We start from the raw sequence: 23,127 nt of genomic DNA, 5'->3' as shown, positions 1-23,127 counted from the left end.
CGCTCATGAAAAATAAATTATTATTATTGTCGGGAACAGGAATTTCTCGTTTAGGTGATTTTATGTATCTCATCGCCCTAAACGTAATGGTGTTACATAGCACAAACTCCCCTGCTGCTGTAGCAGGATTATGGATTGTCGGTCCAATTGCGACCGTTGTTACAAAAATATGGTCTGGTAGTATAGTAGATCGATTAAACAAGCGGTCCATTATGCTCATCACAGATATAATTCGAGCAGTTCTCATTGGCTGCGTTCCACTATTTGATTCTATTTGGGCCATTTATATTTTTATCTTTTTAACTCGTATCGCTACATCATTTTTCGATCCAGCTTCATTTTCTTATAAAACAATGCTTATACCTGCTGAAGAACGCGCTCAATTCAACGCTTGGAGTAGCTTTTGTACAAGCGGAGCTTTCATTATCGGTCCAGCTCTTGCTGGAATACTTCTCACCACGCACTCAGCATCCTTTGTAATTTACTGCAACTCACTTTCCTTTCTACTTTCTACTATTCTCATTTATTTCTTGCCTAACATTACGTTACAAACAAAGCAAAACGAAGAAGTTGCAAATACTTTCGTACAAACTTTACGAAGTGATTGGAAACAAGTTTTTTCATTCGCTCGAACTGAAACGTACATTATTCTCATATTCGTTTTATTTCAAGCGACTATGCTTGTCGCTATGGCACTTGATTCACAAGAAGTTGTTTTTACAAGACAAGTACTGTTTTTAACCGATATAGAATACAGTATGCTTGTTAGTATAACTGGCGCTGCTTACGTTTCCGGTTCATTTCTTGTCTCTCTCTTTGCCAAACGTTTACCAATTCAATATTGTATTGGATTAGGGACAATTTTCACAGCAATAGGTTATGTAATTTTCGCCTTTTCAAATTCATTTATCGTCGCGGCAGGCGGTTTCATTTTACTGGGCATTTCTTCATCATTTGCTGGTACTGGCTTTTTTACATTTTATCAAAATAACATCCCGATCCATATGATAGGACGTATCGATAGCGTATTTGATTCCATAAAAAGTTTTATCCAAATCTTTTTCATTTTAGCAATTGGAGCATCCGCACAATTTCTTTCCGTTCAAATGACTGTAATAAGTAGCTCGTTACTCATCCTTTTCCTTTCCTGTTTATTAGCAATCCGAGTAATGACGCCTTCACGAGAAAAATATTTTAAGGCTACAGGATCATCATTGGAATATTAACCGCAACATAACAAGCGGCGATTTGCTAGGTAGTAAGCCCTCACTGATTAAAGTTTTACTTTATGTTAAAATATTAATGAAATTTGATTATGTAGGGGGGCTTTTTTGAATACTATATTCATGTTCATTTGTATTATATTAGTAGCTTCTATTTTACAAACAAGTACCGGTTTTGGCTTTTCTATTATGGCAACACCTTTCTTACTCATGTTATTTCTACCACAAGAAGCTATACAAATAAATATCATTTTATCATTCATTATTTCTATATCACTCATTTGGAAAATAAGAATGGACATTGATTGTATTCTACTGAAAAGATTAATTTTCGGCAGTATAGTTGGTGTTCCTTTTGGTATTATCATTTTCACTTCTATTAACATCAACACATTTAAATTAGCAATTAGCATCCTACTCTTACTATTAACTTTGATGCTAATCTGTAACTTTAAGATTCAATCAACAAAATCTAGAGATTTCATAGTTGGCGGATTATCCGGTCTTTTAACGACAAGTATCGGTATGCCAGGACCACCCCTGTTACTGTACTTTACAGGAACTGATACAAAAAAAGAGAAGCTGAGAGCAACTACTTTAGCTTTTTATCTATTTATATATTTCATTAGTCTACTAACGCAAATACTCTTTACCGGCACAAACAAGACAATTTGGGAATCAAGTTTTTACGCTATTCCAATCGTATTTCTAGGTTTGTATATAGGTCAAATTATTTTCAAATGGCTTAATCAACGGATTTTTAAAATATTTACGTACATCCTTTTAAGTTGCACGGGCATATATCTTCTTATTGAAAGTTTGCATTCGTTATAGAAGGTGCTTTAGTATGTGTCATAACGGCGGATAAGTTTTCAACATTTTTAAACGTGATAACAATAAAAAGCGGCTATTATGCCGCTTTTTATTTTCAAATTAAATATTTTAAAACTAGAAGCCCACCCATCGCTATTACAAACACATTGAAAAAAATCAGCCAACTTTTTTCAAACTCTTTATATCTCTCTTCTTTCACCCCGCGTTGTTTTAGCTTCTCAATTACAGTTTTCAATTCTTGCTCATGCTCGGTACTTCCTAATTGTATATAGTTATTATCTATAGTAATTCCATATACATTCTTCATTTTTTTATGTCGCGAAACTGCTTGAATTGAGCTTATTAACACATTGTACTCATTTATTTTTTTGAAATAACAATCTAACGATTTAATTCGTAATCTTGTATTTGTTAAAACAATATAATAGTAAAAGGTAGCACCTGCTGTGAATATATTCGGTATAACTTTAGAATTTACAAGACTTCCTTCTTCCACTAATATTTCATATTCGATTTTTTCTCCTTCTTGTAACTCTTTACGAACTGATTCTTCCAACATTTGCACCGTTAATTTCTTCAATAATTCTCCGTTTTTCACATAATACTTATCTATATTGATAGACTCATCCGCTTCTTTCTCTAAACGTGTAATTTCTTCCTCTGAATATTGGAACTCATTTAACATAGATAATAATCTTTTATCCATATTACACACTCCCTTTCCATAGTTTTTGAATTTTTTTCTTTCCACGAGAAATTCGATTGTATATATAATCCGCCGTTACTTTTAATTCTTTTGCAATGTCGTCAATGGAATATCCATCAATATACCTCTTTAAAAAGATATATCGATCTTTCTTATTTAAATCTTGAACTATTTCCATAATCTCTTCTTCTTTTTCTATTTCATATCTATCATGAATACCTGTATCTATTTCTACGTTTTTATCAATTTTATTCTCTTTATATACTTTCTTTTTATATTCCAATGCCTTTAATTTTGTAATACCAATCATCCAAGATTTTAAGTTTCCCTTTTCTATATCAAATTGATCGATATGAAACCAAATGACAGTAAATACATCGTTATAACAATCATCCACATATTGTTTTTCAATAGGGGTACTTAACGATTTATGAATAATGTACAAAATTAATTTTCCATATTGATCAATCACTTCTTTCAAAGCATCTTGATCGCGTTTTTTCATAGCTATAATTAAATCCACTTCAGAATCGAAAATCATAAACATCTTCCTTCCTCAATTCCCCTTTAGCAGCTGCCTTTACTTACTATTGGCATTTCACTCTCATTTTCTATCACTTTTGTAAAATTTTTTTAATTTTTATGTATATGATAACAAATAAAATACCTAAGTTCAGAAAGTGGTATCTACATTCTGAACTTAGGTATTAACAATTAAATTATTCACTTATACTAACGTTTCATCACAAAGCTCTGTTACATTTTTAAAGTATTGCAAGTTCTCCTTCGCTTCAGCTTCATTAAATAAATTGAGCTGCCTCATTATTTCAGTAGCAAATTCAACGTACGCAGACCCTACCGCTGTTATTATTTTTCCATCAACCGTTACATCTTTGTTTTGTTTATATTCCCATTCATGTAAATGAGCTAATTGTTTTTCATCTGATGTTAATGATGTTGAGAATTTCTTCTTATTCAGCACCCCTGCTGCATGTAATAAAGATGTTCCGGCACAAATACCCGCTATCCATTTATTTTGCTTATGTAATTTGTTCACAATAGATAACAATTGTTCATTTTCTAAATGATCAAAAATATGTCCGCCTGGTACGATAAACACTTCATAGTCCTCTATTTTAATTTGCTCAATAGAGACATGTGGTTGACACAAAAAACCGCCTTCTCCTGTAACTGTTTTTCCGTCTACAGTTGCTGTTATTATTTCAAATTGCTTACTTATCAAAAATAAACTCGCTATATTCACTTCAAATTCTGCAAATCCATCAAATAAAAAGATTAAAGCTTTTTTCATATTATCCCCTCCCCCTATACTTATTCGAAGACAATCACCTTTCTCCTCCAAAAAAGGCAAACCTACATCACAGGTTTGCCTCTTTACTCATTTCTTATTTAATCCTCTCTCATTTAAAAACTCTTTCATGTGCATTCTTTTTTCTTTAGACATAAATGAACTCATTGATTCCGTCCATGTTACGCTTTTCTTGTTTGATGATCTTTCTTTATAATACGCGCTCATCGTTTCATCGTATTCGTTTAGTAATTCATCATATTTCTTTTCATCATATTCATTTTCATGAAGGATTGCTGCTACTGGTAAGCGTGGTTTTACTCCATGATCTTCATCTGGTACACCGACTGTCATTCCGAATACAGGATATACTTTATCCGGTAAATGAAGCAATTCGCTCACTTCTCTCGGATTATTACGAATACCACCAATATAACAAATACCGTATCCTAACGATTCTGCTGCTAACGCTAAGTTTTGCGCAAAAAGTGAAGCATCTACCGTTGCTACGATAAAGTCTTCTACTCCTTCATGCTTTATCTCTGTACCATGTTTTTCACATGCCATTTCAAGTCGTTTTAAATCTGCACAACAAACAAAGAATGCTGCGCAATCTTTCACATGACGATTTCCAGACAACTCTGCTAGTTTCGCCTTTAAGTCTTGATCGGTTACATATATAACAGAATAGGCCTGTACAAAATGAGAGGACGCAGCATGCTGCCCAGCTTGCACCATTCTTTCTACTACATCTTTCGGAATGGACTCTTCTTTATATTTACGAACTGAAACGTGTTGCTCCATTTTATGTATCATCTCATTCATGAAAATCACTCCTTTTTCTCTTCATAATGAAAAATTAACATATCTTTTCCAATATTCACAACTTATAAGCACAAAAAGAGCAATTCTTTTGAATTGCTCTTTTTAAAAGATCTATTAATACGGTAAATGAAATTATATCGTCGATTTTTTCAATATATCAACGATTCCCTGCACTATATCGACGATTTTTCAAATATATCGTCGATTCGACAAAGAATATCGACTTACCGACAAATAATGACAAACTCACTCCGAATTATTCCTTATCTTATTACGCTGTTTTCAACACTTTAACACCTTTTACGATATTCCAAATGAAGTAATAAATTCCTACAAGAATGAACACTGCATATGTGATCATGATCCCAATTCCAGCACCATCAGATTGATTGAATCCTAAACCGTATATTCCTGATATCGCTACCCCTCCGAATAAAATTGCATATGGGAAAATATGTGACCAAAATGCTTTTTTCGCGTGATATTTCACTTCATCCTCTGCAACGAAGTACACGATAATTGGTAATAAAAATGGGGCAAAAAAGATACTAAAGTAACATAGTGAAGATAATATATTATTTCCTTTCATCCGATTCACCTCTAAATAGTTTTTGTTATCTTCATTATGTCAGGAATCCATTCTAGAAACTATCGCTTTACCTTTCATTAAGATGACATATTTGTAAGATTCCCCTCAAAAAATCCCGCCTATAATGCTAGGCGGGATCACTTTCACTATATTCGATTCATAAACCAATATTGCGTAATAGCTAAATACTCTCGTATATTCGATGGAATGACAATTCGCTTCGGTGTTTCGGCCGGAAGACCTTCTAATTGTAAACCTTGCTTAGCTGCTATTTTTTTCGCTCTAAACATGTGGAAATCGTTTGTTACGATCATTCCTTTTTTCATATTGTCCGGAATTAAAGGTTTTGAGAATTTAATATTTTCATCTGTACTCGTTGACTTATCTTCCATAATAATGCGGTCTTCTGCAATATTTAGTTTCATTAATTCATTTTTCATTGCTAATGCTTCTGAAATATCTTCTCCTTTTCCTTTCCCTCCAGACACAATAGCAATTGCTTTCTCATGTGCTTTCAAATACTCAGCTGCTTTATCAATACGATATTGCAATGAGTACGATGGTTTCGTTCCGTTTACTTTCGAGCCTAATACAATGATATAATCAGCTTCATAGGTCGCATTCATTTGCCCATGCTTATAAATGTTATATTGTAAAAATCCCACATAAACGGCGCAAACCATTATAATTCCTATCATATACTTCATTATTTTCTTCTTTTTCATATCCATATACTCCTATGTTCTTTGCTTCTTTTATGATAATATCCATTTATTTGTTTGTATACGGACAAATTCCAATTCACCCTAATTTATCCTCTAAAAAGTAATATTTATATTCCTTTCGGGAACAGTAAGTACAACTTTGCACGAAGGAGTGTCTCTATTGCTTCTCTTTTTATGTAACGTATCGTTCTTTTTTATCTTATTTTTACTATCACTTAAGATGCTTGGTAAATCAGCTTTAGCACAACTAACTCCTCATGATTTTGGTGCGATTATCTTTTTATCTTATTTAGCTTTTCAGGCCATACCAGTCTCTGGTGCTTTGCAAGCTTTTCTCGGTATGGTCGTTATTACATGTTTGCATTTAATCCTTACAAAATTAAGCCTATTCAACAAACTAAATCGTTTTATTCTCGGGCACCCCATTATTTTAATTAAACATGGTGACATTATTTTTGAGAACTTACAAAAAAGTAGATATCCCATTGCTGAATTACTTTCTAACCTTCGCGTCGCAGGATATCCAAGTGTTCATGAAATTGAATACGCTATTTTAGAAGCAAATGGAGCCATTAGTATTTTACCAAAGCGTGAACTTGTCCCATTAACTCCGAAAGATTTGAACATAGATGTTAAGTATGCTGGATTACCAATTGCCCTTATTGTTGATTCGCAAATTCAATACGATAACTTAAAGTTAATTCATAAGGACGAAAAATGGTTATATAAAGAATTAAAAGAAAAAGGAATTACAAACATTAAAAATGTTGCCTTTGCTTCTGTTCAAGAAATTGATGGATCTTTTGCTATTAGTTTAAAAAAATAAAAAATCCCCTTACTTGCTCAAGGGGATTTTCTTCATTATATTACTTCCTTCTCTCCTGCCATGTTTAATGGAACAGGATGTTTCATACGATTCATCGTAAATAAGATAATCGCTGTTATTACTTCAGCTACTGGCATAACGAGCCAAATTCCGTTTATCCCAAATAACTTTGGCATAATCCATAATAATGGAATAATAAATAGTAGCCCTCGGCTCATTATAATCAGTACTGATTTCTTCGTTTGTCGTACTGATTGGAAGTACTCTCCATACACAATGTTATAGCCTAAAAATACGTATTGGATAAAGAACAAACTAATACCTGTTAGTGTTAACTCCAATAATTGTGGAGATTGGACATCAAATAGGCCAATAATATATTTCCCGAAGAATAATCCGACAATTATCGCAACGCCGCCAAGTATAACTGCAATTTTCACAGCAAACTGTAATCCTTCACGTAATCTTTCTGATAAATTTGCACCGTAATGGAAACTAGCAATTGGTTGCAATGCAGCACCTACACCGAAGAATAATAGTAATGTCATCGCATGAATGCTGTTTACCATCGCATAGGAAGCTACGCCTACTTCTCCTGCATATTGAACGAATGCTATATTAAAACCAATCGTTACGATTGCCACTGTACTTTCTGTTATAAAGCTCGGAAACCCGATTATCATAATTTGTTTAATCGTATCCCATTCAAAATGGAATTTCGTCCACTTTAAAATACTACTTTTTCTCAAGAAGTGCGTTAATAATACAAGGAAACCAATCGCTGCCGAAAGAATAGTTGCTGAAGCAGCTCCTGTTACGCCCCATTTAAAGATGAAAATAAAGATATAGTCAAACACTATATTTAATACAGCTGTTACAACTAAACCTGCCATTGCTAAATTAGGATTTCCATCATTTCGTATAAATGTACTTAAAATATTTTCTAAAACGTATATCATTCCAAATGTTAATAATACGTGTAAATAGTCTAATGCATACGGTAAAATCACTTCGTTTGCACCGAATAAGTATGCTAAGTCTTCTATTCTCCATAAGCAAATCGCCGCTAAAACGCCTACGATAATGACTGCCACTGTCATGGATTGAGTAAAAATAGACCTTGCTCTTTCTATTTTATTTTCACCTAGCGCAATGGAATATAACGTTGCCCCTCCCATTCCAATCCATAATGAAATAGAGAAGAAAATTGAAAACGCTGGAATAGCCACGTTTACTCCTGCTAATCCGTTCGCTCCAACTCCCCTACTAATCATAACCGCGTCAATCACAATATTAACTGACATTAATACCATTCCGAGAACGGCTGGTATTAAATAAGTGATAAATAAACTTTTAATTGGTTTTTCTCTTAATTTTTCTGTTACTTCCATACTATTTTGCTCCTTTTTTCAACGCTCTGTTCACAGTTTAAACCTTAAAGTAACTTGAAGGTCAAGAGAGAATTAAAAAATAGGTAACTGAATTATATTAACGAATATAAATTTGTCATCAGTTCAAAGGTTTTTACCTTATTTTTTCACTACAGGAATTTGAATTTCTGTTACTTGCTCCTCTGGATTTTCTGTTACAGACCAATCGATTAATCCAATCTCAATCGCATCTCCACTTACTTCATATCCTTTTTGATCAATGTATGCAAGTAATTCCTTATACGTTGCATCTGTTTCTTCATACGGTCCATGATGATAAGAACAAGCATATAAACCTTCCTTAATCTCATCTGAATTATGCACTTCATACGGCATATAATCCAAAAGAATAAACACGCTACTATACGCTTGAAACTCATTTTGCATAAATCCTTTTTTCGAAACAGTTACACCAATATCTCCAGAAAATAAACTATCATCCATTTGTCTCATATTTTTTTGCAACGAATGGATGTAGTACTCAAACATGTCATCCGTCGTATTTGGAGCAACCGCAATTGCTGTAATTTTTCGACGCGGGATCTCTTTCACTACCATTTGTTTAGCTTTTGCTTTTGTTGCTTCCTTAATCAAATGAATTCTATGCTCCATTTTCGCCAAAGCGTACTCAATTTCTCTTTGTTTTTTCAACATCATTTCTTGTTGTTTTTCCAACAAATTGAGTGCGTATGCTGGATTTCTTTCATCAATATATTTCTTAATTTCCTTTAATGGAATATTTAATTGGCGTAAAAACTTAATCGTATCTAATAGTGAAAATTGATCGATTGTGTAATAGCGATAATTTGTTTGTGGGTCCACAATGGACGGATGAAATATTCCTTTTTCATCATAATAACGTAAAGTAGATTCCGCTATATTATGCATTTTTGCCATTTCTCCAATTGTAAAACGTTTATTTAATAACATCTTTTATTCCCTTCCATTCCTATTTACTTCATTATATGTTCATTCTGTTTTCAAAACAAAAAAGAATTCTCTTAAGAGAATTCTTTTTATTCATTATTACACCTCTATAATTATAGGAAGAATCATCGGCTTTCTTTTCGTATTCGTATATATATACTTCCCTAAAGCTTCTCTTACTTCTCTTTTCAAAATACCCCAGCTATTCACTTTCTCTTTCTTTACATTATTAATCGTAATAACAGCTAATTTATTTAATTCCTTCAAAAATTCTTCTGAATCACGAACATAGACGAATCCACGGGAAATAATATCAGGACCTGAAATTATTTCTCCATCCACTTTATTAAAAGTAATAACTATAACGAGCATTCCATCTTCTGAAAGTTGTTTTCGATCACGTAATAATGCATTTCCAACATCACCAATTCCTAATCCATCTACATATATATTTCCTGCTTGTATTTTTCTCGATTGAATTGCCACTTCATTACTTATATCTACAACATCTCCATTACGAACGATAAAGATATTTTCTTTTTCGACACCAATTGATTCCGCTAGCAAGCTATGGTGATGTAGCATTCTAAACTCTCCATGAATGGGGATAAAATATTTTGGTTTCATTAAAGCAAGCATTAATTTCAATTCTTCTTGATACGCATGACCAGATACATGGACTCCAGTAGAACTACCTGATCCGTAAATTACTTTTGCTCCTAATGCGAATAAATTATCTATAATTCGTGAAACGTTACGTTCATTTCCCGGAATAGGCGTTGCCGCTATAATAACCGTATCTTCTGGTAAAACATCCACTTGCCTATAGTTTCCACTAGCTAACCGCGCTAAAGCTGCCATTGGTTCTCCTTGGCTTCCTGTACAAAGGATTGCAACCTGCTTTGGATCTAAACGATTTACCTCACTTGCTTCAATTAACATACCATCTGGAATATTTAGATACCCTTTCTCTAGAGCAACTTCTACTACATTTACCATACTTCTCCCGAGTAAAGCCAGTTTTCGATTTGTTTTTATACAAGCTTCAACTATTTGCTGAACACGATTCACATTAGAAGCAAAAGTAGAAATAATCACTTTCCTATTTGCTTTCATAAATATTTCTTCTACCCGTTCCCCTACCGACCTTTCTGATGGAGTAAATCCTGGTCGTTCTGCATTTGTACTTTCAGATAATAAAGCTAGCACGCCTTCACTACCTATTTTAGCCATTTTATGAATATCAGGCTGTTGGTTATTTACTGGTGTTAAATCAAATTTAAAATCACCTGTATGTACTACAGTACCTTCTGGTGTATGGAAAGCAATACCAAGGCAATCTGGAATGCTATGATTCGTTTTAAAAAAAGTTGTCTTAATAGCACCGAAATCAATTTCTGATTCTGAATGAATAACGATTAATTCTGTATCATTTTGAAGGTTATGTTCCTTTAATTTAATTTCAATTAAACCTAACGTTAACTTCGTCGCATAGATTGGTACGTTTAGTTGTTTTAAAAAATATGGTATTCCGCCAATATGATCTTCATGTCCATGCGTTACTACTAATCCGCGAATTTTTTCTTTATTTTCTTGTAAGTATGTGACGTCTGGAATGATTAAATCAATTCCTAATAAACTTTCATCTGGAAATTTAGATCCGCAATCAATAACGACAATATCATTTTCATATTGAATAGCATACATATTTTTCCCTATTTCATTTACTCCACCTAAAGCAACGATAGACAAGTTGTTTTTTAATGACTTCAAATGATAAGCCCTCCCTTTCACTGTTATAATTCGTGAAATCGTATTTAGGCTTTATTATTTGTAATAGAAAAGGACTTCATACTGTTTCATACATACAAAATTCACATGCCACTCTTATACCTATATCCGCAATAACACAAGTTCTCCGTAAAAAAGCTCCCATTTTTTCATTGATTTTTTGTAAAATCTATTATATATTAATTACAGGTTCAAATTACGAGTTCAAAAGAACTTGTAATCAGACCCTTTGTTTAATGGGTTTTACATATTTTCATTAGGCAAATTCCGAGAAATCGTATGATAAAAATAAAAATGATAAGGAGAGGATCCAATGGAATTCGAATTTTTCTTTCAAATTGCACTTATTTTATTAAGTACAAAGCTTGCTGGTGATCTTAGTGTTAGATTAGGCCAGCCTTCTGTACTCGGTAAATTAATTGTCGGTATCGTTATCGGTCCAGCTGTATTAGGTTGGATTGAAAATTCAGAACTTCTGACACAATTAAGTAATGTTGGGGTTATTCTTTTAATGTTTATGGCCGGTCTTGAAACAGACTTAGAGGAATTAAACGCAAATCGTAATTCTTCTTTAGCTGTTGCACTTGGAGGTATCATTCTTCCATTCGTAGGTGGTTACGTTTCTGGTCTTATTATGGGAATGGAACAAGGAAATGCTGTATTTTTAGGATTACTTCTATGTGCAACAAGTGTTAGTATTTCCGTACAAACACTTCGTGATTTAGGAAAGATGAAAACACGTGAAAGTACAACTATGCTGGGCGCAGCTGTATTTGATGACATTCTTGTCGTTATTTTATTAGCATTTGCAATGAGTTTCCTAGGTACAGACGATGTTAACTTAACAATGATTATCTTGAAGAAAGTTGTATTCTTCGCTTCTATTATTTTAATCGGATGGAAAGGTGTTCCTGCGATTATGCGCTGGTTATCACCGCTACGCGTATCTGAGTCTATCGTGAGCGCGGCTCTTATCATCTGTTTCTCATTCGCATATTTCGGCGAACTATTAGGAATTGCTGGTATTATCGGTGCTTTCGCAGCTGGTATCGCTATTTCTCAAACGAACTACAAACATGAAGTAGAAAAGAAAGTAGAGCCAATCGCTTACGCTATGTTCGTTCCAGTATTCTTCGTAAGTATCGGTATGAATATTACATTTGACGGTATTGGCGATCAAATTTGGTTCATCTTAGCATTAACAGTAATCGCTGTATTAACGAAATTAATCGGTTGTGGCTTAGGTGCACGAATGACTGGATTTGACGCTAAGTCTTCTGCAATTATCGGTTCTGGAATGGTTTCTCGTGGTGAAGTTGCACTTATCATCGCAGGTACAGGACTTTCTTCTGGACTACTAGCACAAGATTACTTTACAGCAATTGTTATTGTCGTTATTTTAACTACAATGATTACACCACCAATGTTAAAATATACTTTTGGTGCAAAAGATAAAGCAATGAAAGCAAGTAAATAATTTTAATAAAAAGGAGATTGCTATCTTATAAGATAGCAATCTCCTTTTTTGTTTTATCTTTAAACAATACTGTTCTTTTTTAACCATTTTTCAAAAATAATTCGTGCTTCATCATCATCAATATTATTACGAAATGAATACACCACAATGCCATAATTATCTATATATTCACCTAATTTAATTTCCTCCACTTTCTTATAAAAATCGTCTACCTCATAGTGTGGAATATACGCATCCCAAACTGGTTCATGTATTCTTTTGTACGCTGTCACTTCTAAATCATATCCATCTTCATAATATCCGATGTGATAATGTTTACTAGGTTCATATTTCTTCATAATAAATTCCCCTCTCTTTGAAAATTTATCATATTTGACATCATAAACAAAAGCGAGCTGTATATTACAGCTCGCTTCATTCATTAAATACGTTCCATCGCTGTCTTCAACGTTCCCACAACGAAAGCAATTTCTTCACTTGAAATAACAAGTGGTGGTGCTAATGTCAAGACGTTATTATATCCTGCTGTTGTCATACCGTTTCGTCCTATAATTAACCCTTTTTCTTTACAAGCATTTACAACACTTGCAATTTTGTCGTTATCAATTGGCTCTTTCGTCTCTTTATCATTTACTAGTTCAATTCCAACTAGTAGTCCTTTTCCTCTAATATCCCCTACAAGTGGATGTTCTCCAATTTCTTCTTTTAATTGCTCTAATAAAAGCGAGCCCATTTGTGCAGATCGCTCAATTAAATTTTCATTTTCCATGATCTCTAAGTTTTTAAGTGCTAATGCACAAGCTGCAGGATTCCCACCAAATGTATTAATGTGGCGGAAAAATTCATATTCTCCTTTTCCTTTAAATTCTTCATATATTTCTTTTTTCACAGCTGTTGCTGATAATGGTAAATATGCACTCGTAATCCCTTTTGCCATTGTAATAATATCTGGTTTCACATCATAATTCATAAATCCAAATGCCTTTCCTGTACGCCCAAAACCGCAAATCACTTCATCGCTAATGAGCAAGGCACCGTGTTTTTGACACGTTTCATGAACAGCTTTCATATAGTCTTGTGGCGGCATTAAAATGCCTCCGCCTGTAATAATTGGTTCCATAATAAAAGCTGCAATCGTTTCACTTAGTTCCCATGTCATGACCCGATCTACTTCTTTTACACATTCTACATCATAAATGTTCTCTCTTTCTATTCCAGGCATACGATAACAATCTGGCGGCGTTACATGTAAAAATCCTGAAGCAAATGGCTCATATTGATATCTACGCTGCGCTTGCCCTGTCGCTGCCATCGTTGCCATTGTATTCCCATGATAGCCGCGGTAACGTGACATAAATTTATAACGATGTGGTTCACCTTTTTGCGCATAGTATTGTCTTGCTATTTTAAAAGCTGTTTCGTTCGCTTCCGAACCACTATTAGAGAAGAAAATAACATACTCTCCTCCAAGCCATTCATTTAATTTTTCTGCAAGCTTTATAGCCGGTTCATGTGATTGTGACATCGGAAAGTATGATAATGTTTGTAATTGCTTATATGCCGCTTCTGCAAGCTCTTTTCTGCCATATCCACTATTCACACACCAAAGACCACTCATACCATCTAAATATCTTTTTCCTTGTATATCTTCAACCCAGCACCCTTCTGCTTTTGCCCCTACCATTGTACTATTTGGACTAAAGGGACGCATTCCGTGCCAAACATATTGCTCATCTTTTGCTAATAATTCATCAGTCTGTTTCGTTTTCATCATTTCTTCCACCTTCCATAACAACTTATTTTTCACAAAAGCTGCGCTGGTACCATGATGATTTAAATTTCTCCCTGCTTATTTTCATTCCACAAAATTAAGACAAATCCTACTTACAAAGCAGTATTATTTACAAGAAAATGACAAAAGAAAAAGGAGCTTTTCTTATCTATCGAAAAGCTCCTCTTTTTTAATGCGAAGACACGTCACTAATACCATGCCCAGTATTAGATTTCACAAGAATTTCATCAAATTTCGCTGCATCTTCTTTCTTACTAGATAAAACGGTTCCTAAATACGCTGCAAGAAATCCAAGCGGAATCGAAATAATTCCAGGTGTCGTATATGGGAATATCGCTTCCCCAACAAATATAGCTTTTCCAGCTACAGGGTTCCATACATTTGGGCTTAACGCTACAAGAACAATAGCTGATACAAGACCAGCAATCATACCAGAGATGGCACCTGTTGTATTGAAGCGCTTCCAATATATTGTGAATAATATAACTGGCAAGTTAGCACTCGCTGCAACTGCAAATGCTAACGAAACTAAAAATGCTACGTTCAACGTTTGAGCAAATAACGCTAGTATAATAGATAATACAGCTACTCCAATAGACGCATAACGAGCCATGGATACTTGCTCTTTTTCCGTTGATTTCCCCTTACGGATAATTTCATTATAAAAATCATGTGCGAATGCGGATGCTGCTGTTAATACAAGGCCTGCCACTACAGCTAAAATCGTTGCAAAGGCAATTGCTGATACGAAAGCAAATAAGAAATCTCCGCCCAATGCTTTCGCTAATAAAGGTGCTGCCATATTACCAGCTGGATTTGCTTTCATAATTGCCTCATTTCCTACAAACGCCGCTGCCCCAAATCCTAAGAAAATCGTCATAATATAAAATGCGCCAATTAACCATGTCGCATATACGACAGATTGACGTGCCGTTTTTGCATCACGTACTGTAAAAAAGCGGACAAGAATATGTGGTAACCCTGCCGTACCAAGAACTAGTCCTAAATTTAAAGATAGCGTATCAAGACCATCTTTATACTTTACACCGGGATTTAAAAACGACTCTTTTAACGGAGTTGCTGTTTTCATTTGCGCGAACATTTCCGTCACACTAAAATTAAATTTTGCGAAAACGATAACAGAAATAATAAATGTACCAGCCATAAGTAATACAGCCTTAACAATTTGTACCCAGCTCGTCGCGGTCATTCCGCCAAAAATAACGTACACTGTCATTAATGTACCAACAATTAAAACGGATGTTGTATATTCGATCCCTAATAATAACTTAATAAGTGCACCCGCCCCAACTAATTGTGCAATCATATAAAAAATTGAAATCGTCATCGTATTAAGCGCTGCAACTCCGCGAACTTTTTTCGCGTCAAAACGCGCCGCAATCATATCCGCTAACGTGTACTTCCCTAAATTCCTTAGCGGTTCTGCGACAAGGTATAGAACAACTAAATAAGCAACTAAAAAGCCGATACTATAAAAGAAACCATCAAACCCAGTTAATGCGATCGCTCCAGCTATACCAAGAAAAGACGCAGCAGACATATAATCTCCCGCAATGGCCAGACCATTTTGCCAACCAGTTAATCCCCCTCCAGCTGTATAAAACTCACTCGCATTTTTCGTTTTTTTCGATGCAAAATAGGTTATGACGAGCGTACCAAGGACAATAATTAAAAATAGTGCAAATGCCGTCGTATTCAAGTTCAGCCCCTCCCTTTTTGCATATTTTGTAGAATTTTTTGCGAGATTTCATCAAAGGATTCCGCCTTTTTGCTATAAATCATACATAAAGCCCAAGTCATAATAAATTGTGCAAAAGCAAATACCCACGCCCACGTAACATCACCAAATGCCGGTGTATTGAGTACCTTTGAATACGATGTTAAAATAGGTAACGCAATAAAAAAACTTAAAAAGAAAATACTCATTGGAACGATAAACTTCTTTTTCTTATTTAATAACAATTGAAATTCTTCTGACTGAACAACCTCTGTATAATTCACCTCATTTTGTAACTTACGTGCTGACGTATCATCTCTTTTCATTCTCTTATCCCCTCTCTTACTAGAAATACAATTCCCCCTTGTATACCTAAAGACTAAATTTTATAAATATTCAGAAACTTATTTTCATTTTAGACAATCCATACATTCCTGCAAAGATTTTTCGATAGACATTTTTCGGCATTTTCCCCTAAGTTTTTAATATACTTTTTCAAAATAAAGTGACACCTTACTTATTTTTTCCTCATTAAAACAAAAGCAGTGCTTAACGCACTACTTTTTTCTTTTTTTCCTTTTCTAAATTACGAGCTGTTTCGCTTAATTCAACATCTTTTCCATCTTTAAGCGTTCCAAATATGAAATCGAATACTGGATTTGAAACACCAAACCAAAACTTTTCATTTTTATAATGGTGTAATATGTGCTGTTTTTTTAGCCATCTTCCAAACTTAGTAACAGGACGTATTGGCTTATGTGCAATATAATGTTTCCATTCATAAACGAGAAGCATAATAATCATTCCAATTCCGAACGAAAGTGCAATAGTAACACTTTTTGTTATAGCATATGATATAAGTAAATATATAGTAAAGCTCGGTATACTAAACCATACAGGTAAAAATAACAGTTTTAAATCATCTGGATATACGTGATGGTCATAATGTAATCTTCTTAGCATTTTTAATAAAAATACGTTTTTAGGTGGTTTTAAATGAAATAAAAACCGGTGTGTCATATATTCGTTTAGTGTATAAAAAATAATACCAAACAAACAGGATAACAAACCGATCCATGTGAAAAATTTCATTTTTAAAATAATGATAAAAACAAATAAAATACTATACATAATAACGATATCATGTTGTAAAAAGAACTCTTTCCCCACCCTCTTCATCTTCCTTCCCCCTTTTCAAAAGAAATAGTCGCAACATATCGTTACGACTATTTCTCTTCTATATCTTATTCTATACGCTTTACAAATTTGCCTGTTGCTCTATTGTCGAGAAAAAATTGTTCGGTCCAAATATATTTTGCTTCGGAATAATATGTTCCACCGCAAACACTGTTACTTCTCCTCTTTGTACCTCTCCAATGATAAGTCCAAATATTTCATGGTTTACAGCAAACGTTGGTTGCTTTGTTTGTAGTAATCTTGCTGCATTCTGAAATACCGCTTCATATAGTGGATTTCTATCAGTAATTTCTTTTCTGATTTTTGGTGCTAACGTAATAATGATTTCTTTTCCGTCAATAGTGGTTCGATACATAAAAATCTCCCCTTCAATCTTATGTGAACAACTGTAAAGCTTTGTATGCAAAATGGATAGAATATCCTACTAAAATAATACCTGCTCCGGCTGTTATATAGCCAAGTGCTTTTTGCTTTAATAAAGTTCTGCCAAAATGGACAGAAAAAGCAATATTTAAATTCCATAAAATAATACCAACGATAATACAAAGACTGTACAAAAAGGCTTCTTGTTTCGTTACCTTCGTAAGCAATGAGCTAAGTGTACTACCGTATATACCAAACCAAAAAACAAGATTTAATGGATTAGATATTGCAATGAAAAAACCTGCCATAAACGATTGTTTAAGGCCGCCTACCTCTTCCTTTTTATATTCCATATTCGAGTGAGAAATTCCTTGTTTTACACTTTGAAATCCTAAATAAAATAATAAGAAAAACCCTGTGCAATACATAAAAGCTTGTACATATGTATACATAAACAGAGAAGATAAACCGAAGTAGATGAGAAGCATAAACAAAATATCTGCAGTCATACCACCAATTCCAACAATCCAGGCATGCCAAAAACCTCGTTCAATTCCTCGTTTTAACATTTCAATATTAATCGGACCTATTGGCGCCGCTAATGAAATCCCTAATACAATTTGTTGTATAATCGCTCCAAACATCGCTCTATCCTTTCTACTTCCTTTACTATTAAGTAATGATGTAATGATTGAAAATAGACTAGCTTTCATCAAAATATGTACTACTAAAATACCCTTTTTTATCCAAAATATGCAAAAGAGCCATTTAGGTGATGGCTCTTACTTTTCTATCTTATGAAGAAAAGGACATTTTCCTTTTATCGGCTCTACATCGTCTCCTATGAAATATTGTTTCCATTCCCGATGTTCCGGATCACCATAATGACTAATGTTAGGATGTTTCGGCAACTGATCCCATTTTTCAACTCGATCTCGGACCGTTTGTCTTGAATATGCTCCTTTAGGACGGTCGCCTTCTAATCCATCAAAAATGGTACTTGGCTGAAATCCAATAACGAGAGAATTTCCTAAATGCCTAGTTTTTCGTTGTTTATAAGCTGGTGCATTTCCAAATGCAAATATCGGTTCCCCGCCAAATGAAAATTCCCATAAGTAGTGATCTGGGTCTTCCGGAATTTGCTTCGGCCACGTTTGATCATCATTTTCATGTAAATATTGTAGTACTTTCCAAAAGTAATCACGATAATATTCGATTGATTGTTCCTCACATTCCGGTTCCACAAAAAGAAAAAAACCTCTTCTTACAACTGGCCATTCTTTCATTAATTCTAAAAAAGATAACATTGTATGCGGCAAATGACTCCAATCATTATGAGATAGAAAGGAATAGCGAAGTTCATTCTTTTTCAAAGCAGTTACACCAAAATAACATGGGAAAGTTGGTTCTAATACGACGTTAGAAAAATTTTTAAATTCTTTTGCAACCCAATTCGGTATATCCGTTCTCCTTCTCATTCCTTCATTATCTAATAAATAAGACTTATTCATTCTTTCACCTCATTATGTATAGCATTCAATTAAGACTATTACATACTCGGCCTGTCCTATACCTATTTAAAAATTTGGCTGAAAAATTATTTAAAAATACAAAAAAATAAAATCGCTTACTTGACTAAATTCTCCCAATTCGTGTATATTTAAATTAATCATTTAGCAGAATATTCAAGATTATAGCATTTTTAGTTTATATTATCTTTTCAAATGAATTTCACTAAATGAAAAAAGCAAATGTTTTTAGGAGGAATTGTAACATGCAAGGGAAAGTAAAATGGTTTAACAACGAAAAAGGTTTTGGATTTATCGAAATGGAAGGCGCTGACGATGTATTCGTACATTTCTCTGCGATTCAAGGCGAAGGCTACAAAGCTTTAGAAGAAGGTCAAGAAGTATCTTTTGATATCACTGAAGGAAACCGCGGACCTCAAGCTGCTAACGTAGTAAAACTTTAATCCAACATATAACAGGAGGTTACCTTACTTGGTAACCTCCTTTGTTATTCCTTTGTATATTTCCGTTTTACAGAGCAAAAACTATGTGAAATGCGCAATATACAAAGGAGGCAGTAACAATGGGATCAGAAGTAAATGATTTTGAAGAAGTGAAATTCCGTGTAGAAACAGCACAAAAAATGGTGGGATCAGCAACAATTTCAATGGATCCAGATACATTAGAACACGCTACTACTGCTGTAGAAGCAGCTCGCTCTCAGCTTGAAATTATGAAATCTGTTGCAACTGATTTAGATGAGCCATTTTTAATGAACGAGGAAAAGAAATTAAATAAATGTGAGCATCAACTAAACGAAGCAAGACACTAAAAAACATCCAGAGAATTTTCTCTGGATGTTTTTTCATGACAACTGTTCCCCATACTTTTTCAATGTTTCTCCAACTGTACATTGCCTGATACAAAATGAATGAGCATAATACTTACTATTTGTCTTTCGATTATGTTCTCGCAAAAAACATCCTTCACAATACGTTTCTAATAAGTCATTTACCTCTGTAATGAGTTGCTTTTTATCCACCGTTGCACCTCTCTATTCGGTTATTTCTTTATGACTATCAATGACTGTTCCTTCTAATGCTTGCGTTGCTAATTGATGTGCTTCTTTATTTTGTTTTCTAAAGATTGGCTCACATACAAGTTTTAATTTCATTTGCTTCGCTTTTTGCTCAATTTGGTCTAAATAATGATTTAAATGTTCATCATAACAAGGCCATTCCCCGGCCAATTGTTGCAGTACAACTTGAGAATCCCCGCGAAGTGTAACTGCTTCATACTTAATCCCTAATTCCTCGAGTATATTCATGCTATATAGTAATGATGCGTATTCCGCTTCATTATTATCATATATGCCTTCTATATATGCATTACGGCGAATTCGGTATTTTGCATTTCCTTTTTTATAGTATACACATATACCTACCCCAGCTTCTTTCGTCTGTACATCATAACCACCATCAAAATAAACGAGTATTTCTTGGGGTTCTTCCTCCACTTGTTTACTCAGCTTTTTTATTTCCTTTAATAACCATTCTGTATCCATTTCATCGTAAAATAATAATTCCTTCACTCTTCCTGTTTTCTCGAAATCCTCCGCAAATTGAAGTGCTTCTTCTATGTTCATATAATCTGTCGTTAATTCCGTCTGCAAACCGCGCTTTGTTTTATACAACCAATGAATTTTATATTTCATACTAGATTCCCCTTATGTAAGACTTCTTATATGTATCCAGCTAATGAAAGCCTCACTTTATTTTATTATATTTTATCAAGAGTCACAGAATTATATTCAATATAATCACATGTAAAAAAGAGCTATCCCTATAGGAATAGCTCTTTCATCTATTACATAAATCTTTCAAATTGTACTCGTTTATTAATCCAGTACATTACAGGCATACCAATGGCCATGACAACAAATTCACCGACTGCACATGTTAACCAAGTCAACATAAATGGTAAATCAAATGCAAGATGAAGTTCAATTGCAATCATAAACATTGTAATTGTAAAGATAACTGTATTAAAAATCATACGAGCCCAAACACCTTTAATGAATCGCATAGAAATAATGGTTGCAACTAATGCAAGAATAGATTGCCCTACTCCAAATACTAAATCGTAAGCGATCATAGGTGAGAAAAAGAGATTCGTTAAAAATACACCTAATACAATTCCGTAAATTGCTTTCTTATTAAATACAACGAGATGATTAAACATCTCTGAAATACGAAACTGTACATTCGTAAAGCCAAATGGCTGAATAAGCATAGAAACAGCAATATATAATGCCGCTAAAATACCATTACCGACTAATGTTCTAATATTCATGACAAAATCTCCTTAGTTTTTTTACGTGGGATGGTTTCGAACCACGTTATTCGTTTTTTAAGCAACAAGATTATATTTTACGCGGTAGCCCCCCTTTCGTCAATAGATTCCTATCATGAACTACCTTTTTTCTTTTAGACAACGTATAATGAAATATATGAAAGATTTAGGAGGTTTTACTTCATGACTGCAACAATTCAAAATGAAAAAGTGATCGTTTCCATATCCGACAAAGGTGCAGAATTACAAAGCGTTCGCTTAAAAGAAGACAATACAGAATACTTATGGCAAGGTGATTCTACTTATTGGGGACGCCGTGCACCAATTTTATTCCCTATCGTCGGCCGATTAGTAGATAATACATACTACGTAGATGGTAAGCCTTATTCTTTAACACAACACGGCTTTGCTCGTGATCTTACATTCACTGTAAAAGAACAAAGTGAAACGAAAATCACTTATATCGTTACTAGTAATGAAGAAACATTAAAAAAATACCCATACGAATTCGAATTACTCGTTTCTTATGAGCTAGACGGACAAATCGTTCATGTAACATACGAAGTAAATAACCCTACTTCAAAAGAGATGTTCTTCTCAATCGGGGCGCATCCTGGTTTCAATTTCCCGTTATTAGAAGACGAATCATTTACAGATTACCATCTATCATTTAATGGTTCTGAACGCTTAGAAACAAGTGTATTAGAAGGACCTTACCTTTCAAATAAAAAGCAACTAATTGCTGAAAGTACGAATGAATTACCACTTACATATGATCTATTTAAAAACGATGCGCTTATTTTTGAAAATATGAATACGGATGAAATCTCTATTCGTTCTCATAAACATAATAAATTTGTAAAAGTAGAATTTGACGGATTCCCATTTGTCGGCGTATGGACACCAGGCGAGAACGCACCTTTCCTATGTATCGAACCTTGGTACGGAATAGCTGATGAAGTAAATCCAGCAAAAGATTTCAAGGAAAAAAAAGGAATTCAATCTTTACAAGCGAATGAAACATTTACATGTCGTTATAGTATTACAATCGGCTAATTGCCCTATCCCCTACTGCAAAGAAACATATAAGTAGGGGATCATCTTATCATTTGGAGGTTTCTCATTTTGATTGAAGTATATATTGATGGTGCATCAAAAGGAAATCCTGGTCCTTCTGGTGCAGGCGTATTTATTAAAGGGGTTCAACCCGCTGTACAATTATCATTGCCCCTTGGGACAATGTCCAATCATGAAGCAGAATACCACGCTTTACTTGCGGCATTAAAATATTGCACGGAGCATAATTATAACATTGTCTCTTTTCGTACAGATTCGCAACTTGTCGAGCGAGCTGTTGAAAAAGAATATGCAAAAAATAAAATGTTTGCACCACTATTAGAGGAAGCACTGCAGTACATAAAAAGTTTCGATCTCTTTTTTATTAAGTGGATTCCAAGTAGTCAAAATAAAGTTGCTGATGAATTAGCTAGAAAAGCTATCTTACAAAATTAACGG

General features: G+C 34.1%; 28 protein-coding genes and 1 riboswitch. Of the genes, 8 read left to right on the top strand and 20 right to left on the bottom strand.

Annotation, left to right across the window (positions count from 1 at the left end):
• Positions 1–5: 5 nt before the first annotated feature.
• Both MR147_RS00805 and MR147_RS00800 read left to right on the top strand, forming a co-directional pair.
• Positions 6–1,226, top strand: coding sequence for an MFS transporter (locus MR147_RS00805; protein ID WP_242303555.1), 1,221 nt, complete (start codon positions 6–8; stop codon positions 1,224–1,226).
• Between the two features lie 105 nt (positions 1,227–1,331).
• Positions 1,332–2,057 carry a sulfite exporter TauE/SafE family protein gene (locus MR147_RS00800; RefSeq protein ID WP_001092069.1) on the top strand — a complete coding sequence of 242 codons (726 nt, stop codon included), beginning with the start codon at positions 1,332–1,334 and terminating at the stop codon, positions 2,055–2,057.
• A gap of 94 nt (positions 2,058–2,151) precedes the next feature.
• On the opposite strand, the gene MR147_RS00795 is transcribed toward MR147_RS00800, so the two are convergent.
• From MR147_RS00795 to MR147_RS00770, 6 genes are all read right to left on the bottom strand, one after another.
• Positions 2,152–2,763, bottom strand: coding sequence for a flagellar motor switch protein FliG (locus MR147_RS00795; RefSeq protein WP_139302895.1), 612 nt, complete (start codon positions 2,761–2,763; stop codon positions 2,152–2,154).
• 1 nt (position 2,764) lies between these two features.
• Positions 2,765–3,310, bottom strand: coding sequence for a sigma-70 family RNA polymerase sigma factor (locus MR147_RS00790; RefSeq protein WP_139302894.1), 546 nt, complete (start codon positions 3,308–3,310; stop codon positions 2,765–2,767).
• Between the two features lie 180 nt (positions 3,311–3,490).
• Positions 3,491–4,075: a type 1 glutamine amidotransferase family protein gene (locus MR147_RS00785; protein ID WP_074610124.1), complete on the bottom strand. Its 585-nt coding sequence runs from the start codon at positions 4,073–4,075 to the stop codon at positions 3,491–3,493.
• An 87-nt stretch (positions 4,076–4,162) separates the two neighbouring features.
• Entirely contained in the window at positions 4,163–4,897 is a 735-nt protein-coding gene (gene nfsA / locus MR147_RS00780) for an oxygen-insensitive NADPH nitroreductase (RefSeq protein ID WP_074610122.1), read from the bottom strand.
• Between the two features lie 271 nt (positions 4,898–5,168).
• Entirely contained in the window at positions 5,169–5,486 is a 318-nt protein-coding gene (locus MR147_RS00775; RefSeq protein ID WP_000678046.1) for a magnetosome magnetite crystal formation protein family, read from the bottom strand.
• A 146-nt stretch (positions 5,487–5,632) separates the two neighbouring features.
• On the bottom strand, positions 5,633–6,184 hold the full coding sequence (locus MR147_RS00770; RefSeq protein WP_313897172.1) for a YdcF family protein: 552 nt from the start codon (positions 6,182–6,184) through the stop codon (positions 5,633–5,635).
• Between the two features lie 187 nt (positions 6,185–6,371).
• Here MR147_RS00770 and MR147_RS00765 point away from each other — a divergent pair, with 187 nt between their 5' ends.
• A complete protein-coding gene (locus MR147_RS00765) occupies positions 6,372–7,037 on the top strand; it encodes a DUF421 domain-containing protein (protein ID WP_000923930.1) in 666 nt (221 codons plus the stop codon).
• A gap of 35 nt (positions 7,038–7,072) precedes the next feature.
• Here the strand turns inward: MR147_RS00765 and MR147_RS00760 are convergent, their stop codons facing one another.
• The 3 genes from MR147_RS00760 to MR147_RS00750 form a co-directional block, all read right to left on the bottom strand.
• On the bottom strand, positions 7,073–8,428 hold the full coding sequence (locus MR147_RS00760; protein WP_074610118.1) for an MATE family efflux transporter: 1,356 nt from the start codon (positions 8,426–8,428) through the stop codon (positions 7,073–7,075).
• Positions 8,429–8,566: 138 nt separating this feature from the next.
• Positions 8,567–9,397 carry a MerR family transcriptional regulator gene (locus tag MR147_RS00755; protein ID WP_074610117.1) on the bottom strand — a complete coding sequence of 277 codons (831 nt, stop codon included), beginning with the start codon at positions 9,395–9,397 and terminating at the stop codon, positions 8,567–8,569.
• A 96-nt stretch (positions 9,398–9,493) separates the two neighbouring features.
• The gene (locus MR147_RS00750; protein WP_242303554.1) at positions 9,494–11,167 is read right to left on the bottom strand and encodes a ribonuclease J; all 1,674 of its coding nucleotides are present in this window, start codon (positions 11,165–11,167) and stop codon (positions 9,494–9,496) included.
• Positions 11,168–11,498: 331 nt separating this feature from the next.
• On the opposite strand from MR147_RS00750, the gene MR147_RS00745 reads away from it, so the two are divergent.
• Positions 11,499–12,662 carry a cation:proton antiporter gene (locus MR147_RS00745; protein ID WP_000393887.1) on the top strand — a complete coding sequence of 388 codons (1,164 nt, stop codon included), beginning with the start codon at positions 11,499–11,501 and terminating at the stop codon, positions 12,660–12,662.
• 59 nt (positions 12,663–12,721) lie between these two features.
• Here the strand turns inward: MR147_RS00745 and MR147_RS00740 are convergent, their stop codons facing one another.
• From MR147_RS00740 to MR147_RS00705, 8 genes are all read right to left on the bottom strand, one after another.
• Complete coding sequence (locus tag MR147_RS00740) at positions 12,722–13,084, bottom strand: DUF3986 family protein (protein WP_139302899.1); 363 nt, start codon at positions 13,082–13,084, stop codon at positions 12,722–12,724.
• A complete protein-coding gene (locus MR147_RS00735; protein WP_139302898.1) occupies positions 13,084–14,433 on the bottom strand; it encodes an aspartate aminotransferase family protein in 1,350 nt (449 codons plus the stop codon). Before MR147_RS00735 ends, MR147_RS00740 begins: the two co-directional genes overlap by 1 nt.
• Before the next feature lie 190 nt (positions 14,434–14,623).
• Complete coding sequence (locus tag MR147_RS00730) at positions 14,624–16,174, bottom strand: solute symporter family protein (protein ID WP_217695699.1); 1,551 nt, start codon at positions 16,172–16,174, stop codon at positions 14,624–14,626.
• A gap of 2 nt (positions 16,175–16,176) precedes the next feature.
• Positions 16,177–16,518 carry a DUF485 domain-containing protein gene (locus tag MR147_RS00725; protein WP_000817360.1) on the bottom strand — a complete coding sequence of 114 codons (342 nt, stop codon included), beginning with the start codon at positions 16,516–16,518 and terminating at the stop codon, positions 16,177–16,179.
• Positions 16,519–16,741: 223 nt separating this feature from the next.
• Positions 16,742–17,371, bottom strand: coding sequence for a sterol desaturase family protein (locus MR147_RS00720; RefSeq protein ID WP_074610212.1), 630 nt, complete (start codon positions 17,369–17,371; stop codon positions 16,742–16,744).
• Positions 17,372–17,450: 79 nt separating this feature from the next.
• Complete coding sequence (locus MR147_RS00715; RefSeq protein WP_000286373.1) at positions 17,451–17,744, bottom strand: hypothetical protein; 294 nt, start codon at positions 17,742–17,744, stop codon at positions 17,451–17,453.
• 19 nt (positions 17,745–17,763) lie between these two features.
• Complete coding sequence (locus MR147_RS00710; RefSeq protein ID WP_074610225.1) at positions 17,764–18,396, bottom strand: LysE family transporter; 633 nt, start codon at positions 18,394–18,396, stop codon at positions 17,764–17,766.
• 138 nt (positions 18,397–18,534) lie between these two features.
• Positions 18,535–19,263, bottom strand: coding sequence for a YqcI/YcgG family protein (locus tag MR147_RS00705; RefSeq protein ID WP_074610210.1), 729 nt, complete (start codon positions 19,261–19,263; stop codon positions 18,535–18,537).
• Between the two features lie 263 nt (positions 19,264–19,526).
• Between MR147_RS00705 and cspB the strand changes: the two genes are divergently transcribed.
• Complete coding sequence (gene cspB, locus MR147_RS00700) at positions 19,527–19,724, top strand: cold shock-like protein CspB (RefSeq protein WP_001161732.1); 198 nt, start codon at positions 19,527–19,529, stop codon at positions 19,722–19,724.
• Between the two features lie 119 nt (positions 19,725–19,843).
• Entirely contained in the window at positions 19,844–20,092 is a 249-nt protein-coding gene (locus MR147_RS00695; protein ID WP_000534392.1) for a DUF2564 family protein, read from the top strand.
• A 33-nt stretch (positions 20,093–20,125) separates the two neighbouring features.
• On the opposite strand, the gene MR147_RS00690 is transcribed toward MR147_RS00695, so the two are convergent.
• The 3 genes from MR147_RS00690 to MR147_RS00680 all read right to left on the bottom strand — a co-directional run bounded on the left by MR147_RS00690 (position 20,126) and on the right by MR147_RS00680 (position 21,612).
• The gene (locus tag MR147_RS00690) at positions 20,126–20,302 is read right to left on the bottom strand and encodes a zinc-finger domain-containing protein (protein WP_000358801.1); all 177 of its coding nucleotides are present in this window, start codon (positions 20,300–20,302) and stop codon (positions 20,126–20,128) included.
• 12 nt (positions 20,303–20,314) lie between these two features.
• The gene (locus MR147_RS00685; RefSeq protein ID WP_074610207.1) at positions 20,315–20,974 is read right to left on the bottom strand and encodes a ribonuclease H family protein; all 660 of its coding nucleotides are present in this window, start codon (positions 20,972–20,974) and stop codon (positions 20,315–20,317) included.
• A gap of 152 nt (positions 20,975–21,126) precedes the next feature.
• On the bottom strand, positions 21,127–21,612 hold the full coding sequence (locus MR147_RS00680) for a QueT transporter family protein (protein ID WP_001026469.1): 486 nt from the start codon (positions 21,610–21,612) through the stop codon (positions 21,127–21,129).
• Positions 21,613–21,618: 6 nt separating this feature from the next.
• Positions 21,619–21,663: riboswitch (PreQ1 riboswitch) on the bottom strand.
• 132 nt (positions 21,664–21,795) lie between these two features.
• On the opposite strand from MR147_RS00680, the gene MR147_RS00675 reads away from it, so the two are divergent.
• Positions 21,796–22,668, top strand: coding sequence for an aldose 1-epimerase family protein (locus MR147_RS00675; protein WP_000127422.1), 873 nt, complete (start codon positions 21,796–21,798; stop codon positions 22,666–22,668).
• 69 nt (positions 22,669–22,737) lie between these two features.
• Positions 22,738–23,124, top strand: coding sequence for a reverse transcriptase-like protein (locus MR147_RS00670; protein WP_000573873.1), 387 nt, complete (start codon positions 22,738–22,740; stop codon positions 23,122–23,124).
• Positions 23,125–23,127: the final 3 nt, after the last annotated feature.

It is taken from the genome of Bacillus cereus group sp. BfR-BA-01350 (assembly GCF_022663775.1).
Taxonomy (GTDB): domain Bacteria; phylum Bacillota; class Bacilli; order Bacillales; family Bacillaceae_G; genus Bacillus_A; species Bacillus_A paranthracis.
This window is presented reverse-complemented; position numbering and strand designations above follow the sequence as displayed.

What these genes read in the sequence shown, in the direction of transcription:
- MR147_RS00805 (WP_242303555.1), top strand. Translation starts at nt 6, where the DNA reads ATGAAAAATAAATTATTATTATTGTCGGGAACAGGAATTTCTCGTTTA.
- MR147_RS00795 (WP_139302895.1), bottom strand. Translation starts at nt 2,763, where the DNA reads ATGGATAAAAGATTATTATCTATGTTAAATGAGTTCCAATATTCAGAG.
- MR147_RS00725 (WP_000817360.1), bottom strand. Translation starts at nt 16,518, where the DNA reads ATGAAAAGAGATGATACGTCAGCACGTAAGTTACAAAATGAGGTGAAT.
- MR147_RS00790 (WP_139302894.1), bottom strand. Translation starts at nt 3,310, where the DNA reads ATGTTTATGATTTTCGATTCTGAAGTGGATTTAATTATAGCTATGAAA.
- MR147_RS00675 (WP_000127422.1), top strand. Translation starts at nt 21,796, where the DNA reads ATGACTGCAACAATTCAAAATGAAAAAGTGATCGTTTCCATATCCGAC.
- MR147_RS00770 (WP_313897172.1), bottom strand. Translation starts at nt 6,184, where the DNA reads ATGATAGGAATTATAATGGTTTGCGCCGTTTATGTGGGATTTTTACAA.
- MR147_RS00785 (WP_074610124.1), bottom strand. Translation starts at nt 4,075, where the DNA reads ATGAAAAAAGCTTTAATCTTTTTATTTGATGGATTTGCAGAATTTGAA.
- MR147_RS00740 (WP_139302899.1), bottom strand. Translation starts at nt 13,084, where the DNA reads ATGAATGAAGCGAGCTGTAATATACAGCTCGCTTTTGTTTATGATGTC.
- MR147_RS00745 (WP_000393887.1), top strand. Translation starts at nt 11,499, where the DNA reads ATGGAATTCGAATTTTTCTTTCAAATTGCACTTATTTTATTAAGTACA.
- MR147_RS00710 (WP_074610225.1), bottom strand. Translation starts at nt 18,396, where the DNA reads ATGTTTGGAGCGATTATACAACAAATTGTATTAGGGATTTCATTAGCG.
- MR147_RS00715 (WP_000286373.1), bottom strand. Translation starts at nt 17,744, where the DNA reads ATGTATCGAACCACTATTGACGGAAAAGAAATCATTATTACGTTAGCA.
- MR147_RS00705 (WP_074610210.1), bottom strand. Translation starts at nt 19,263, where the DNA reads ATGAATAAGTCTTATTTATTAGATAATGAAGGAATGAGAAGGAGAACG.
- MR147_RS00695 (WP_000534392.1), top strand. Translation starts at nt 19,844, where the DNA reads ATGGGATCAGAAGTAAATGATTTTGAAGAAGTGAAATTCCGTGTAGAA.
- MR147_RS00775 (WP_000678046.1), bottom strand. Translation starts at nt 5,486, where the DNA reads ATGAAAGGAAATAATATATTATCTTCACTATGTTACTTTAGTATCTTT.
- MR147_RS00685 (WP_074610207.1), bottom strand. Translation starts at nt 20,974, where the DNA reads ATGAAATATAAAATTCATTGGTTGTATAAAACAAAGCGCGGTTTGCAG.
- MR147_RS00680 (WP_001026469.1), bottom strand. Translation starts at nt 21,612, where the DNA reads ATGAATATTAGAACATTAGTCGGTAATGGTATTTTAGCGGCATTATAT.
- MR147_RS00760 (WP_074610118.1), bottom strand. Translation starts at nt 8,428, where the DNA reads ATGGAAGTAACAGAAAAATTAAGAGAAAAACCAATTAAAAGTTTATTT.
- MR147_RS00735 (WP_139302898.1), bottom strand. Translation starts at nt 14,433, where the DNA reads ATGAAAACGAAACAGACTGATGAATTATTAGCAAAAGATGAGCAATAT.
- MR147_RS00720 (WP_074610212.1), bottom strand. Translation starts at nt 17,371, where the DNA reads ATGAAGAGGGTGGGGAAAGAGTTCTTTTTACAACATGATATCGTTATT.
- nfsA (WP_074610122.1), bottom strand. Translation starts at nt 4,897, where the DNA reads ATGAATGAGATGATACATAAAATGGAGCAACACGTTTCAGTTCGTAAA.
- MR147_RS00755 (WP_074610117.1), bottom strand. Translation starts at nt 9,397, where the DNA reads ATGTTATTAAATAAACGTTTTACAATTGGAGAAATGGCAAAAATGCAT.
- cspB (WP_001161732.1), top strand. Translation starts at nt 19,527, where the DNA reads ATGCAAGGGAAAGTAAAATGGTTTAACAACGAAAAAGGTTTTGGATTT.